This window comes from Methylobacterium sp. FW306-05-D (genome assembly GCF_058782155.1).
Window position 1 is genome coordinate 1 of sequence record NZ_JBYSXL010000047.1, and the last position, 12,289, is coordinate 12,289.

Here is a 12,289-nt window from a genome sequence, read left to right on the forward strand (position 1 = left end):
GGCGCCGACACCTTCGCGTTTACGAGCATGCTCGACTTTGGTCCCGCATCGGCAATGGACGTGGTCGCCGACTTCTACGCGTCCCAGGGGGACCGGATCGACCTGTCGGGCCTGGATGCCAATCCGGTCCAGGCGGGCCTGCAGCCCTTCGCCTGGCTCGGAACCGCCGCGTTCACCGGTCGGGCTGGCGAGCTGCACTATGCCAAGGCCACCAACGGCAACCTCCTGGTCTCCGGCGACATCACCGGCGACAAGGTGGCCGACTTCCAGTTCCTCGTCACCGCTACAAACCTGAGCGTCAGCGATTTTATTCTATGAGATGCGGTATAAATTCGCATTCAAATAGAGCCGCTGCCACTCGAGCAGACTATAAAATCGAGTTCTCGAGGCGGATCTTCCGCGGCAGCCGCATCGCCGATCTGAACGGTATCGATTGCACCTAGTTCGAGGCCCTGGAGACGCGGCTGCGTGGGCTAGCCCAGCGCATTGGGGCAAAGGTCGTCAATCCGGGGCCTCTCTGTGCGGGCCCGAGACCTGTTCGACGATGGATGCGCGGGGCTACGCGTGACGTGACTGGCTGGCTTTGGACCGGGCTGATTGAGAGGATCAGCCAGGACCGAAGGAACTGGACATGAAGCGAGGTCAGAAGACCGGCATGCGCCGAGAAGTCCTGGATGGCTCTGCGCCGATTGGCCTGGGAGGCCGGACGGGCTTTCTCGGTCTTGCACCATTGGCGATGGACAGCATCGAAGCTCGCAACCGGCGCTTCCGTGACGACCATCTCACGCCACTCCGGGAAGCGGTTGGCCTGCGGGTCCGGTGCGTAATTCCCTCGGCTCATGGACTTGAGCGTCCAAGCGGCCTGAAGCGCTGCCCGTGCGACCTCCTGCAACAAGCGCAGCCTGGACTCGCTGTCGATCTCCAAGCCGTGCCGTCCCAGGACCCAGAATGCCAGCCGGCCACACCGCTGTTCCAAAGCGCGTGTGCCCCAGGTCGGTTCGGCCGCATCGATGTCGGCGGTCATATCGGAGCCGAACAGAAGCTCGGCCACGATCTCGTCATCCGCCCTCCCCTGGTGGGAGATCTCGGGAGCGCCGGGAATCTTGTTCTCCAATGCCGCACGCGTCAGGGCCTTGAAGCGCTCCCACTCCTCAGCCGTGCCGGGGTTCTCGTCGTTCTGGGAGACGAGTTGCCTGTAGACTTCCCCGGACAGGGCCAGGATCTGGCGTTGCGACAGCGCGGCCGGGCCACGCCGTGCCGCATCGTACACGCGGGCAAGATCCGCCTCGACAGACTTCCCTCGAAGCATCCCGGTCGCTGCATCGCGCGTCGCGAGGCTGAATTTCATGAGCCGGCCGGCGGTGACCGTGACCATGTGTTCGGGTTCCGATCCGGCCGCCGGTAGCACAGGTGTGATCTTGCGCCCCCGCATCCGATCCATCAGATCTGCCCGAACCCGACCCAGGAATTGATGCCGCGACGAGTCCCTCCGACCCGACTATCGCTTGATCCGCCGCTCTGCGCCCATGGCCGAGAATACAGCTTCTGTATACCGTTCCGCGCCGAAAAACCCTTGTATCACAAAGACTCAGTATCTTGCACAGGATTTTCATCCTCTTACACCAAGCGCGTGAAGCGTCTGAAGCAGGTGAAGGCCTGATCCGACACGCCGCCCGCGGTCCGTCCCGGGCGGTTCGGGGCCTTTCGCGAAGGGCCGAGGAACGTAAGCCTGACCGTCCCGGTTTCCGTTCCTGACAGGGTGATTCCGGACGGACGCGACGATGCGGGAACGGCAGGCGCTGCAGCGCGCGGTGGCGGTGATGGCCCTGGTCCCGGTGGCCTCCGGCTTCTACGGCGTGCTGTTCGGCCTCAACGGGATCGGCCGCGGCGGTCTCGTCGACGTCTCCGCCGACAGCCACTTCCGCTACCTGTCCGGCCTGCACATGGGCATCGGCATCCTGTTCTGGACCTGCGTGCCCGGCATCGCGGCCAAGACCACTCTGTTCCGCTTCCTCACCCTGGTGGTGGCACTCGGCGGCCTCGCGCGCCTGCTCGGCTGGGCGCTGACCGGCCTGCCGTCGTTCCTGATGCTGGCGGCGCTGGCGGTCGAACTCCTCGTCACCCCGCTGCTCTGCCTGTGGCAGGCCCGGGTCGCGGCGCGCGCTGCCGACGCGATGGCCCGCGGGGTCGCCGTGTGAGCACGCGCGCCGACAGCCGCCCCCGCCTGCCCGAGCGGGCGCTCGCCGCCCTCGAGCGCGTGGTCCCGAAGCCCGCCGCCTGGGCCTTCGCCGTGCGGATCTGGCTCGCCATGGTGCTGGCGCTCTACGCGGCCTTCTGGCTGCAGCTGTCGAGCGCCTCCTCGGCGGCCGTCTGCGTCGCGATCCTGGCCCAGCCCAAGCGCGGCCAGGCCCTGTCGAAGGCGCTCTACCGCTTCCTCGGCACCCTCGTGGGGGCGGCCGTGGCCATCGTCCTGATGGCGCTGTTCGCGCAGGACCGGGTGGTGCTCCTCGTCGCCTTCGCGACCTGGCTCGGCGTCTGCGTCTTCACCGCCCACTTCCTGCAGGACACCCGGGCCTACGGCGCCATGCTGTCGGGCTACACCGTGGCCATCATCGCCATCGCCCATATCGACACGCCCCAGAGCACCTTCGATGCGGCGGTCGACCGGGTCGCGGCGATCACCCTCGGCATCGTGGCGATCACCTTCATCAACGACGCCCTCGGCTCGCCGAGCCTCTGGCGCAGCGTCCGCGACAGCCTGGGCGACGCCCTGGCGGAGACCCGCGCCTTTGCCCGCGAGACCCTGACCCGGGGCGATCCAGGCTCCGAGCGCACCGCCGCGCTGATCCGGAAGATCGCCGCCCTCCGGGGCGATGCCAGCGCCATCGCGGGCGAACTCGACGACGGACCGGACCGGGCCGCCGGCGCCCGCAGCGCCATCGCGGCGCTCTACGTGATGGCGGCGGCCGCGCGCCACCTCCGGGCGGCGCTGGCCCGGCTCTCCGACCCGCCTCCCGCCGTAGCGGAGGCCCGCGACCTCTGCCTCGGCCTGACCGACCCGGCGGGCGAGCCGGACCGGGCCGTGGCGCGTCTGTCGGGCCTCGTCGACGAAGCCGTGCGCACGGGCGACCAGCCCCTCGACGCGATCCTCGCCCTGCAGCGCGCCCTCGACTTCGCCCGCGCGGCCCGGTTCGCCGCGGACGGCCACCGGGTCCTCGCCTGCGGCGGGCGCCCCTTGCGCGACGTGCCGCTTCCGACCCACCGCGACGTGCCCGAGGCCCTGCGGGGTGCCATGCGGGTGGTGATCGCCTTCGGCCTCACCGCCCTCCTCCTCGTCGCGACGGGCTGGCCCGCCACCTCCTTCGCCCTGGTCCAGGTGGCGGCGACCTGCTCGCTCTCCTCGATCACGCCCGACCCGCGGGTCTTCGCCAAGGGCGTGCTGATCGGGATGCCGCTGGCCGCCCTCTGCGCCGGGATCGTCCTGTACGGGGCGCTCGCCGGCGTGCAGGGTTTTCCGCTGCTGGCGATCGCCATCGCGCCGGTCGTCTTCGCCGCCTGCTTCCTCAGCCTCAACCCGCCGACCTTCGGCATCGGCTTCATCCTGCTGGTGTTCTTCCCCGTGCTGCTCTCGCCGGCCAATCCGCAGAGCTACGATCCGCAAGGGTTCCTCACCAACGCCTTCCTGGTGGTCTTCGCGGCGCTGATCCTGTTCTTCACCGTCCGGGTCATCCTGCCGATCTCGAACGCCCGGCACCGCGCCTTCGCCCTCGATTCGGCCCGGCGCGCCCTGGTCGACGCCCTGGCGGGGCGCGGCGGCGACGCCACGACCCGGACCAGCCTCAACAGCGACCGCCTGCTGCAATTCGCCCGCTGGAGTTCCGGCAGCGCCGCCGTGCGGCGGGCGAGCCTCGACCATGCCTTCGAGCTCGCCCGGATGGAATCCGCGGCCGCCCGGGCGCATGCGCAGCTGCGCGGTCTCGCCCGGGACGGTGCCCTCGCGGCGGCCGCGGACCGGGCCCGCGCCGCCCTCGCGAGCGTCGAGGCCGCGCGCATGCGCGCGGCCGCCGCGGCGCTGCTGGCGGCGGGCCGCGAGGCCGCGCCGGCCACCCGCCTGCACCTCGCCCGTGCGGTCAGCGACCTCGCCACCGCCGCCCTCGTCGCCGAGGGCCAGGGGCGCTTCCTGCGCCGCCTCGGCATCCGGGCCGCCTGATGCGCAGCGACCTCGATCTCGGCGGCGTGCTGCTCTCGCCCTTCGTGGCCTATGCCGCCGGGGCGCTGGCGATCCTGGTGATGCTCCGCCTGCTCTTCGCGCGCCTGCGCATCGCCCGCTACGTCGCCAACCCGCCCCTGGCGGAGGCCGGCCTCTACGTCTGCATCCTCGCCCTCCTGATCGTGTTCCTGTGACGATGGCCCAAGATCCGCCCGCCGAGACCGCCGCAGCAGCCCCGGAGGCCCGCTCCCGCGCGCCCGAGCCCGACACCAGCCCGCGCGCGCCCGGGCGCGGACGCCGGATGCTCCGCCTGCTGATCACCGGGCTCATCCTGGCCTGCGCCTTCGTCGCGGCGGCCCTCGTCTGGCAGTTCTACGTCACCGCCCCCTGGACCCGCGACGGCCGGGTGCGCGTGCAGGTCGCCAGCGTGGCGCCTCAGGTCTCGGGCCAGATCACGGAGCTGCGCGTCGTCGACAACCAGGCCGTGAAGAAGGGCGACATCCTCTACGTCATCGATCCGTTCGATTTCGAGGTCTCGGTGACCTCGGCCCAGGCCGAGCTCGACAACCGGGAGGCGGACCTCCAAGTCAAGCAGACCCAGGCCGCCCGGCGCGAGGCGCTGACCACTCTCTCGACCTCCGTCGAGGAGAAGCAGCAATTCGCCGGCACCGCCAAGATCGCCCAGGCGGCGGTGGCCTCCGCCAAGGCGCAGCTCTCGCAGGCCAAGATCAACCTCCAGCGCACGCAGGTCCGCTCGCCCGTGAACGGCCGGGTGACGAACCTCCTGCTGCGCCCGGGGGACTACGCCACCACCGGCACCGTCAACATCGCCATCATCGACACCGATTCGTTCTGGATCGACGGCTATTTCGAGGAAACCAAGATGGCCCATATCCGCGTGGGCGATCCGGTCTCGGCCGAGCTCCTCGGCTACGATCCGCTGATCCGCGGCACGGTGGAGAGCATCACCCTGGGCATCAGCACCGCCAACGCCACCGCCAGCACCCAGGGCCTGCCCAATGTCGACCCGGTCTACACCTGGGTCCGCCTCGCCCAGCGCGTGCCGGTGCGCATCCGGATCGAACAGGTGCCCGAGGGCGTGACCCTGGTCGCCGGCATGACCGCCACCGTCTCGGTGGGCGAGCCCGGCAGCCACCGCCAGGACTGGCTCGCCCGCCTGCGCAGCCGCTTCTCGGGGACTGCAGCCCCCACCCCGTAGGCTGTGGCGCCGGGGCGAGCGGTTGCAGCCGCGCCCAACCGACTGCCGCGACAAGATATTTCAACGCTGTGGCGACGGGAATGAATACAGTCGGGAAATCGTGCAAATAGGCTCTTGACGCATCCGCGATCTGGTCGCACCTTGATGTGGTGCTTCGACGGCAAAGCACAGCTCAAGCAACGAGGAGGCCTTGATCGGATAACGATCACGACCGACCGGACGCAGGAGATGTGGGAATGACTCCACCCCAGCAGATAGCTGCGGCGATCATCCAGGGCTGATTCGACCTGGACGTTGAGCAGCGCACACGCGAATTACGGGACGGAAGCGGTCTCCGGGGCGCAGAAGCGGCCAGCACGGCACGACTTCAGACATGCACCAAGCCCCACCTCGGCCGCTTCCGCCGCCGATTCATCAAACTCAACCGGCACGGTTGAGGTTCAAGATCATCAAGACTTCCGCATAATACGCATCGGCAACCTTGAGGGCACGGGGTTCCAGACCGTAAGGCACGAAGCCGGCGGCTTCATAGCGCCGGATCGCGGTTGTGTTGGTTGCCCCGACGGATAGGCCAATATCCTCGACACAGGTCGCCGCATGGTCGATGACGGCCTTGATCAGCGCCGTTCCGACGCCGGCTCCGCGCGCGTCCGGCCTGACGAAGACGCCCCACAGCGTCCCCTTGTGGCGAAGCTTGGATGCCTCCGGGATGTAGAGACCGGCTGCGCCGACGAGTTCATCGTCCCTCCACCAGGCCCCGAAGACAGCGTGGTTCTCGAGGGTGGCCGTGAACCAGGTGAGCGGTTGTTCGGCTTCGGCCTCCCAGGATGCGCCGAAGGCTTCCGGGTGCCGGGCGAGGCTGTCGAGGCGCAGCGTCCGAAAAACTGCCGCGTCTCTCGGCCGGAGCCTGCGGACCGTATCAGTGTAGTACGAACTCAAAATCTGATCCTCGTCGTCGGCGTCTCGGGAGACCCCTCGATCGCCGCCTTGGCCTTCGGGAGGGCGTTCAGCGCTGCCGTCTCAGAACATCGACGATGAAGTGCGCCTTTTCGGCGCGATAGGCATCCATCGGAAGTCCGTCAAAGCGCCTCTTGAGGGCGTTGTAACGCGCCAGCAGGAGCGCATTCCCGCACAGGACGTCGCGAAGTGGTGGAAGACGTCGAAGGGCCCGCCCTTGGCGGTCAGCTGGATACCGATGGGAAGAGGCTGCGCGTCATCCGCGAAGGCGGCGAAATCGGCCGTTCGGATCGAGCCGGCATTCCGGGTGAAGAGCGCGGCGAGCCGTTCCTCGGCTGCGGGGAAGTCATCGGCATCGACCCGCACCACGAGATCGAGGTCGCCCTTCGTCAGGCACCCCGGAATGGCGGTGGCCCCGAGATGCCGGATGTCGGCCGAAGCGGGCAGCACGGGTTGGATCGCCCGCCGGATGCGGGCGTAGAGCGTCTCCGCTGCGGCGGCGGCGCGCCCGGTTTCCGCGACGAGCCGAAGGTGATCCACGTCTGGAATCCTGCCCTCTTGGCGATGGCGGGCGGAGGGCCGTCCCGGTGAACGGGATGCCCCGTCCCTATTCGATCCCGAGCTTCGCCTTCAGCAGGGCGTTCACCGCCGCCGGGTTGGCCTTGCCCCCGGTGGCCTTCATGGTCTGGCCGACGAACCAGCCCAGCAGAGTCGGCTTCTCGCGGGCCTGCTGAACCTTGTCGGGGTTCTTGGCGATGATCTCGTCCACGGCGGCCTCGATGGCGCCGGTGTCGGTGACCTGCTTCAGGCCGCGCGCATCGACGATCTGGCGCGGGTCGCCGCCCTCGGACCAGACGATCTCGAACAGGTCCTTGGCGATCTTGCCCGAGATCACGCCCTCGCCGATGAGGTCGACGATGGCGCCGAGCTGGTCGGCCGAGACCGGACTGGTCTCGATGCTGTGGCCTTCCTTGTTCAGGCGCCCGAACAGCTCGTTGATCACCCAGTTCGCCGCGGCCTTGCCGTCGCGGCCCTTGGCCACCGCCTCGAAGTAGTCGGCGGAGGCGCGCTCGGCGATGAGCACGCCGGCATCGTAGGGCGACAGCCCGTAGGATGCGATGAAGCGCGCCTTCTTGGCGTCCGGCAGCTCCGGCAGGCCGGCCGCGAGGGCGTCGACATAGGCCTGGTCGAATTCCAGCGGCAGCAGGTCCGGGTCGGGGAAGTAGCGGTAATCGTGCGCCTCTTCCTTCGAGCGCATGGAGCGGGTCTCGCCCTTGCCCGGATCGAACAGGCGAGTCTCCTGGCTGATCGTGCCGCCATCCTCGATGATCGCGATCTGGCGCCGCGCCTCGGTCTCGATGGCCTGGCCGATGAAGCGGATCGAGTTGACGTTCTTGATCTCGCAACGGGTCCCGAGCGGATCGCCGGGCTTGCGCACGGAGACGTTGACGTCGGCGCGCAGCGAGCCCTTCTCCATGTCGCCGTCGCAGGTGCCGAGGTAGCGCAGGATGGTGCGCAGCTTGGTCACGTAGGCGCGCGCCTCCTCCGACGAGCGCAGATCCGGCCGCGAGACGATCTCCATCAGGGCGACGCCGGAGCGGTTGAGGTCGACGAAGCTCTGGGTCGGGTTCTGGTCGTGCAGGGACTTGCCCGCATCCTGCTCCAGGTGCAGCCGCTCGATGCCGACGGTGATCGATTCGCCGTCGGGCAGGTCGACCAGCACCTCGCCCTCGCCGACGATCGGGTCCTTGAACTGGCTGATCTGGTAGCCCTGCGGCAGGTCCGGGTAGAAGTAGTTCTTCCGGTCGAACACCGAGCGGTGGTTGATCCGCGCCTTCAGGCCGAGGCCCGTGCGCACGGCCTGGGCCACGCACTCCTCGTTGATGACCGGCAGCATGCCGGGCATGGCCGCGTCCACCAGGGAGACGTGGTCGTTCGGCTCGCCGCCGAATTCCGTCGAGGCGCCGGAGAACAGCTTGGAGCGGCTCGTGACCTGGGCGTGGATCTCCATGCCGATCACGACCTCCCAGTCGTGCAGGCCGCCCTTGATGAGCTTCTTGGGGTTCACGGCTGCGGTCATGATGGCCCGGATTCAGCGTTGCGGGGCGCGGATGCGCGCCGGAAAAGTGGAAGTGCCGGCCGGCGCGGTCAAGCGCGCAGGCGGTAGAGCTGGTGCGCCAGGAAGCCCAGGGTGCCCCAGGCGAAGCCGGCGATCCAGCGCACGGGGAAGAAGGTCGGCCCGTCGTGGCTCACCGGCGCCGGCCAGGGAATGCCGATCGCGGTGAGGCCCCACGACACCAGCACCGAGACCGCGAAGGCCATCAGCGACACGAGGATGACCTTCACGAACTGGTCCGACTTCCAGCCCATCACCAGGGCGATGGCGATCAGCACCGGATCGAAGGCGGCCCAGATCCAGACGTCGAAGGGATAGACCGGGACGGTCATCGGGGGCGCCTCATGCCCACCACGCGGCGGGCAGCTTGGTGCGTCCGGCGGCGTCCTCGATCACCTGGGCGGCGGCGAACAGGGTCTCCTCGTCGAAGGGCCGGCCGATGAGTTGGAGCCCGAGGGGCAACCCTTGCGCGTCGAGGCCGGCCGGCACCGAGATGCCGGGCAGGCCCGCCATGTTGACCGTGATGGTGAAGACGTCCTGCAGGTACATCTCGACGGGGTCGCCCGAGCCCTTCTCGCCGATGCCGAAGGCGGCCGAGGGGGTCGCCGGCGTCAGGATGGCGTCGATGCCGGCGGCGTAGGCCTCTTCGAAGTCGCGCTTGATCAGGGTGCGGATGCGCTGGGCGCGGACGTAATAGGCGTCGTAGTAGCCCGCCGAGAGCACGTAGGTGCCGATCATGATGCGGCGCTTCACCTCGCGGCCGAAGCCGGCGGCGCGGGTGTTCTCGTAGAGGCCGGCGATGTCCTTGCCGGGCACGCGCAGGCCGTAGCGCACGCCGTCGTAGCGGGCGAGGTTCGAGGAGGCCTCCGCCGGGGCGACGATGTAGTAGGCTGGCAGGGCATATTGCGTGTGCGGCAGCGAGATCTCCCGCACCGTGGCGCCGGCATCCTTCAGCATCGCCGCGCCCCGGTCCCAGAGCGCCTGGATCTCGCCGGACATGCCCGCGACCCGGTATTCCTTCGGGATGCCGATGGTCAGCCCCTTCACGCCGCGGGCGACCGCCGCCTCGAAGTCCGGCACGGGCAGGTCCGCGCAGGTGGTGTCGCGCGCGTCCTCCCCGGCCATCGAGCCGAGCAGGATCGCGCAGTCGCGCACCGTGCGGGCGATCGGGCCGGCCTGGTCCAGGGAGGAGGCGTAGGCGACGGTGCCCCAGCGCGAGCAGCGGCCGTAGGTCGGCTTGATGCCGACCGTGCCGGTGAAGGCGGCGGGCTGGCGGATCGAGCCGCCGGTATCGGTCGCGGTGGCGCCGAGGCAGAGATGGGCGGCCACCGCCGCCGCGGAGCCGCCCGACGAGCCGCCCGGCACCAGCTTGGCGTCCGATCCGGCGCGGCGCCAGGGCGAGACCACGTCGCCGTAGGCGGAGGTCTCGTTGGACGAGCCCATGGCGAATTCGTCGAGGTTCAGCTTGCCGAGCATCACCGCGCCGTCGCGCCACAGATTGGCGGTCACGGCCGATTCGTAGGCCGGAACGAACCCCTCGAGGATCTTCGAGCCCGCGGTGGTCGCCACGCCCTCGGTGCAGAACAGGTCCTTGATGCCCAGCGGGATGCCCTCGAGCGGCCGGGCCTGCCCGGCGGCGATCCGCGCATCGGCCGCCTCCGCCATGGCCAGGGCCCGGTCGGGCGTCTCGACCAGGTAGGCGTTCAGCGCTCGCGCCTTCTCCATGGCGTCGAGATGCGCCCGGGTCAGGTCGGCGGCGGAGAAGTCCTTGGCCTTGAGCCCGTCGCGGGCCTCCGCCAGGGTGAGTTCGTTCAGAGAGGTCATGGGTTGCGAGAGTCCTGGGCGCTCGTCCTGTGGGGTCCCGGGGCTCCGCCGTCGCCGCCGGTCGGGCGCCCAGGCGGACCGTCCCTCGGGGCGGCCGGGTGTGCGGGTCGGCGGCGCGCGCGCCTATTCGACGACCTTCGGCACGAGGAAGTAGTGGTCCTCGGTCTCGGGGGCGTTGGCCACGATGGCGTCGGCCTTGGCCCCGTCGGTGACCACGTCCGCGCGCTTCTTCATCGCCATCGGGGTGACCGAGGTCATGGGCTCGACCCCCGTCACGTCCACGGCGCCGAGTTGTTCGACGAAGGCCAGGATCGCGTTCAACTCGCCCTGCAGGGGGGCGACCTCGTCCTCGCTCACCGCGATGCGCGCCAGGTGCGCGATGCGCCTCACCGTCGTTGCGTCGACCGACATGCTGTCTTCAGATCCTCAGGCCCCACAAGCGGTCCGGCGGGGTTCCGCGGGCGATGGGGCGTCGGGCCGGGCTATAGCACCCGCCTTCGCGCGCTCGCAACGCCGGGGCCGCGCTCAGGCCGCCGCGCCGCCCGTAAGGCCGCCGCGTCAGGCGATGGCGTGGTGGGGCAGGATCGGCGACTCGATGAGGATGCCCGCCCGCGCGGGGGAGACGTCCGCCTGCCGGAACCCGACGAGCAGGATCTCGCAGGCCAGCGCCAGCATCAGCTTGTGCCGCAGGGGCATCCGGCGTCGCGCGGGCCGCGGCTGGGGCATCGGGTCGGTCATGCGGTCGATATCCGGCGTCTTAACGATGGATTAACGATGCTCTGGCCGATCCGGTCCCCGCAAGGCTATGACAACGCTTCTTTAAGGTTAACCCCGGTCCGGAGATCGATTTCATGTGGGAGACGGTGTTCTCGCCCTGCGCGCCGGGTCCGGTGGCGACCGAGGCGGCCCTCGACCGGGCCGAGGCGGAACTCGGCTACGGGCTGCCCGAGAGCTACCGCGCCTTCTGCCGGACCCTCGGGGCCGGGCTCGCCAACGGCCACTTCCGCGTGGCGGTCCCGAGCGAGGCCCCGGAGACCGACCTCGTCGCGCAGTCCGAGCTGATCGCCCACAGCATCGCCGCCGTCCTCGGCGACCGGCCGGAGCACCGCTTCGAAGTGGAGGGCGACGATCCGGGCGTCGTCGAGCGGGCCGGCTTCTTCGGCCGCTCGGAGGCCGGCGAGTTCCTGTTCTGGGACGTGGTGCCGGGGCGCGACGAGTACGAGGTCTGGGTCCTGGGCGCCGACCTCGAATCGGTTCGCTTCGGCGGGGCCGACCTCGTCGACCTGATGCGGCGCAGCCAGGGGCCGGCGGTGCGCGGCATCCTCGGCATGGGCGCCGAGCCCCTCCCCGCCAGCTTCATCGGCGACGGCACCGAAGGCTCCGCCGGGCTGCACTGATCCGCGCGGAGCCCCTTGCCGGCCCGGGCCGGATCGCGCAGGACGGGCGGCGGCACGGGAGAGCGACGGACATGGACGAGGCCGAGATGCGGGCCTTCGCGGAGGCGTCGCAGGGCGGTCCCCGCCTGATCGGGATCGACCTCGGCACCAAGACGATCGGGCTCGCCCTGTCGGATGTCGGGCGCCAGATCGCTTCGCCCCTGGAGACGATCCGGCGGGTGAAGTTCACCCCCGACGTGAAGCACCTGGCGACCCTGTGCGAGCGGCACGGCGTCGGCGGCCTCGTCATCGGCCTGCCCCTCAACATGGACGGCAGCGAGGGGTCGCGGGTCCAGTCGACCCGCTCCTTCGTGCGCAACATGAAGCCGCTCCTGCCCCTGCCCGTCCTCTACTGCGACGAGCGCCTCTCCACCGCCGCCGTCACCCGCGCGCTCATCGCGGCGGATGCCTCGCGGGCCAAGCGCGGCGAGGTCGTCGACATGCTCGCGGCCGCCTACATCCTGCAGGGCTGCCTCGACCAGATGCGACGCGCGCTGGGCGAGGAGGAACCCGACGACGAGGCGTGA

The 12,289-nt window shown here is 69.8% G+C and carries 15 protein-coding genes; 7 read left to right on the top strand and 8 right to left on the bottom strand.

The features are described 5' to 3' along the window. A partial coding sequence (locus AC3WLN_RS15865) for a M10 family metallopeptidase C-terminal domain-containing protein (RefSeq protein ID WP_492482779.1) occupies nt 1-318 on the top strand: 318 nt, incomplete at its 5' end. A 121-nt stretch (nt 319-439) separates the two neighbouring features. Here the strand turns inward: AC3WLN_RS15865 and AC3WLN_RS15870 are convergent. Further along, nucleotides 440-1,375: a hypothetical protein gene (locus AC3WLN_RS15870; protein WP_492482781.1), complete on the bottom strand. Its 936-nt coding sequence runs from the start codon at nt 1,373-1,375 to the stop codon at nt 440-442. Nucleotides 1,376-1,781: 406 nt separating this feature from the next. Between AC3WLN_RS15870 and AC3WLN_RS15875 the strand changes: the two genes are divergently transcribed. The 4 genes from AC3WLN_RS15875 to AC3WLN_RS15890 are packed head-to-tail and all read left to right on the top strand — an operon-like array spanning nt 1,782 to nt 5,429. Continuing rightward, entirely contained in the window at nt 1,782-2,198 is a 417-nt protein-coding gene (locus AC3WLN_RS15875; RefSeq protein ID WP_492482783.1) for a DUF4345 domain-containing protein, read from the top strand. Then, nucleotides 2,195-4,210, top strand: coding sequence for an FUSC family protein (locus tag AC3WLN_RS15880; protein WP_492482785.1), 2,016 nt, complete (start codon nt 2,195-2,197; stop codon nt 4,208-4,210). The genes AC3WLN_RS15875 and AC3WLN_RS15880 overlap by 4 nt, the downstream gene beginning before the upstream one ends. After that, nucleotides 4,210-4,404 (top strand): DUF1656 domain-containing protein, encoded by a 195-nt coding sequence (locus AC3WLN_RS15885; RefSeq protein WP_492482787.1) that lies wholly within the window; start codon nt 4,210-4,212, stop codon nt 4,402-4,404. The genes AC3WLN_RS15880 and AC3WLN_RS15885 overlap by 1 nt, the downstream gene beginning before the upstream one ends. Nucleotides 4,405-4,406: 2 nt before the next feature. Then, nucleotides 4,407-5,429, top strand: a complete 1,023-nt coding sequence (locus AC3WLN_RS15890) for an efflux RND transporter periplasmic adaptor subunit (RefSeq protein WP_492482789.1) — start codon at nt 4,407-4,409, stop codon at nt 5,427-5,429. 420 nt (nt 5,430-5,849) lie between these two features. Here AC3WLN_RS15890 and AC3WLN_RS15895 read toward each other — a convergent pair whose 3' ends face one another. The 7 genes from AC3WLN_RS15895 to AC3WLN_RS15925 form a co-directional block, all read right to left on the bottom strand. Then, complete coding sequence (locus AC3WLN_RS15895; RefSeq protein WP_492482790.1) at nt 5,850-6,368, bottom strand: GNAT family N-acetyltransferase; 519 nt, start codon at nt 6,366-6,368, stop codon at nt 5,850-5,852. Between the two features lie 81 nt (nt 6,369-6,449). Beyond that, nucleotides 6,450-6,926 carry a GrpB family protein gene (locus AC3WLN_RS15900; protein ID WP_492482792.1) on the bottom strand — a complete coding sequence of 159 codons (477 nt, stop codon included), beginning with the start codon at nt 6,924-6,926 and terminating at the stop codon, nt 6,450-6,452. A 67-nt stretch (nt 6,927-6,993) separates the two neighbouring features. Continuing rightward, a complete protein-coding gene (gene gatB / locus AC3WLN_RS15905; RefSeq protein ID WP_492482794.1) occupies nt 6,994-8,466 on the bottom strand; it encodes an Asp-tRNA(Asn)/Glu-tRNA(Gln) amidotransferase subunit GatB in 1,473 nt (490 codons plus the stop codon). A 68-nt stretch (nt 8,467-8,534) separates the two neighbouring features. Continuing rightward, nucleotides 8,535-8,834 carry a hypothetical protein gene (locus tag AC3WLN_RS15910; RefSeq protein WP_463776902.1) on the bottom strand — a complete coding sequence of 100 codons (300 nt, stop codon included), beginning with the start codon at nt 8,832-8,834 and terminating at the stop codon, nt 8,535-8,537. Nucleotides 8,835-8,844: 10 nt separating this feature from the next. Beyond that, nucleotides 8,845-10,326, bottom strand: coding sequence for an Asp-tRNA(Asn)/Glu-tRNA(Gln) amidotransferase subunit GatA (gene gatA / locus AC3WLN_RS15915; RefSeq protein WP_492482796.1), 1,482 nt, complete (start codon nt 10,324-10,326; stop codon nt 8,845-8,847). Between the two features lie 123 nt (nt 10,327-10,449). Then, nucleotides 10,450-10,737 carry an Asp-tRNA(Asn)/Glu-tRNA(Gln) amidotransferase subunit GatC gene (gene gatC, locus AC3WLN_RS15920; RefSeq protein ID WP_243913308.1) on the bottom strand — a complete coding sequence of 96 codons (288 nt, stop codon included), beginning with the start codon at nt 10,735-10,737 and terminating at the stop codon, nt 10,450-10,452. A 147-nt stretch (nt 10,738-10,884) separates the two neighbouring features. Then, complete coding sequence (locus AC3WLN_RS15925) at nt 10,885-11,064, bottom strand: hypothetical protein (protein WP_463776892.1); 180 nt, start codon at nt 11,062-11,064, stop codon at nt 10,885-10,887. Nucleotides 11,065-11,177: 113 nt separating this feature from the next. Between AC3WLN_RS15925 and AC3WLN_RS15930 the strand changes: the two genes are divergently transcribed. Both AC3WLN_RS15930 and ruvX read left to right on the top strand, forming a co-directional pair. Next, a complete protein-coding gene (locus AC3WLN_RS15930; RefSeq protein ID WP_492482798.1) occupies nt 11,178-11,723 on the top strand; it encodes an SMI1/KNR4 family protein in 546 nt (181 codons plus the stop codon). A 71-nt stretch (nt 11,724-11,794) separates the two neighbouring features. Next, nucleotides 11,795-12,289, top strand: a complete 495-nt coding sequence (gene ruvX, locus AC3WLN_RS15935) for a Holliday junction resolvase RuvX (RefSeq protein ID WP_492482799.1) — start codon at nt 11,795-11,797, stop codon at nt 12,287-12,289.

Bases quoted from the DNA above. Each gene is read 5' to 3' on its own strand.
- AC3WLN_RS15870 (WP_492482781.1), bottom strand. From the start codon at position 1,375: ATGGTCACGGTCACCGCCGGCCGGCTCATGAAATTCAGCCTCGCGACG.
- AC3WLN_RS15875 (WP_492482783.1), top strand. From the start codon at position 1,782: ATGCGGGAACGGCAGGCGCTGCAGCGCGCGGTGGCGGTGATGGCCCTG.
- AC3WLN_RS15885 (WP_492482787.1), top strand. From the start codon at position 4,210: ATGCGCAGCGACCTCGATCTCGGCGGCGTGCTGCTCTCGCCCTTCGTG.
- AC3WLN_RS15890 (WP_492482789.1), top strand. From the start codon at position 4,407: ATGGCCCAAGATCCGCCCGCCGAGACCGCCGCAGCAGCCCCGGAGGCC.
- gatB (WP_492482794.1), bottom strand. From the start codon at position 8,466: ATGACCGCAGCCGTGAACCCCAAGAAGCTCATCAAGGGCGGCCTGCAC.
- AC3WLN_RS15910 (WP_463776902.1), bottom strand. From the start codon at position 8,834: ATGACCGTCCCGGTCTATCCCTTCGACGTCTGGATCTGGGCCGCCTTC.
- gatA (WP_492482796.1), bottom strand. From the start codon at position 10,326: ATGACCTCTCTGAACGAACTCACCCTGGCGGAGGCCCGCGACGGGCTC.
- gatC (WP_243913308.1), bottom strand. From the start codon at position 10,737: ATGTCGGTCGACGCAACGACGGTGAGGCGCATCGCGCACCTGGCGCGC.
- AC3WLN_RS15925 (WP_463776892.1), bottom strand. From the start codon at position 11,064: ATGACCGACCCGATGCCCCAGCCGCGGCCCGCGCGACGCCGGATGCCC.
- AC3WLN_RS15930 (WP_492482798.1), top strand. From the start codon at position 11,178: ATGTGGGAGACGGTGTTCTCGCCCTGCGCGCCGGGTCCGGTGGCGACC.
- ruvX (WP_492482799.1), top strand. From the start codon at position 11,795: ATGGACGAGGCCGAGATGCGGGCCTTCGCGGAGGCGTCGCAGGGCGGT.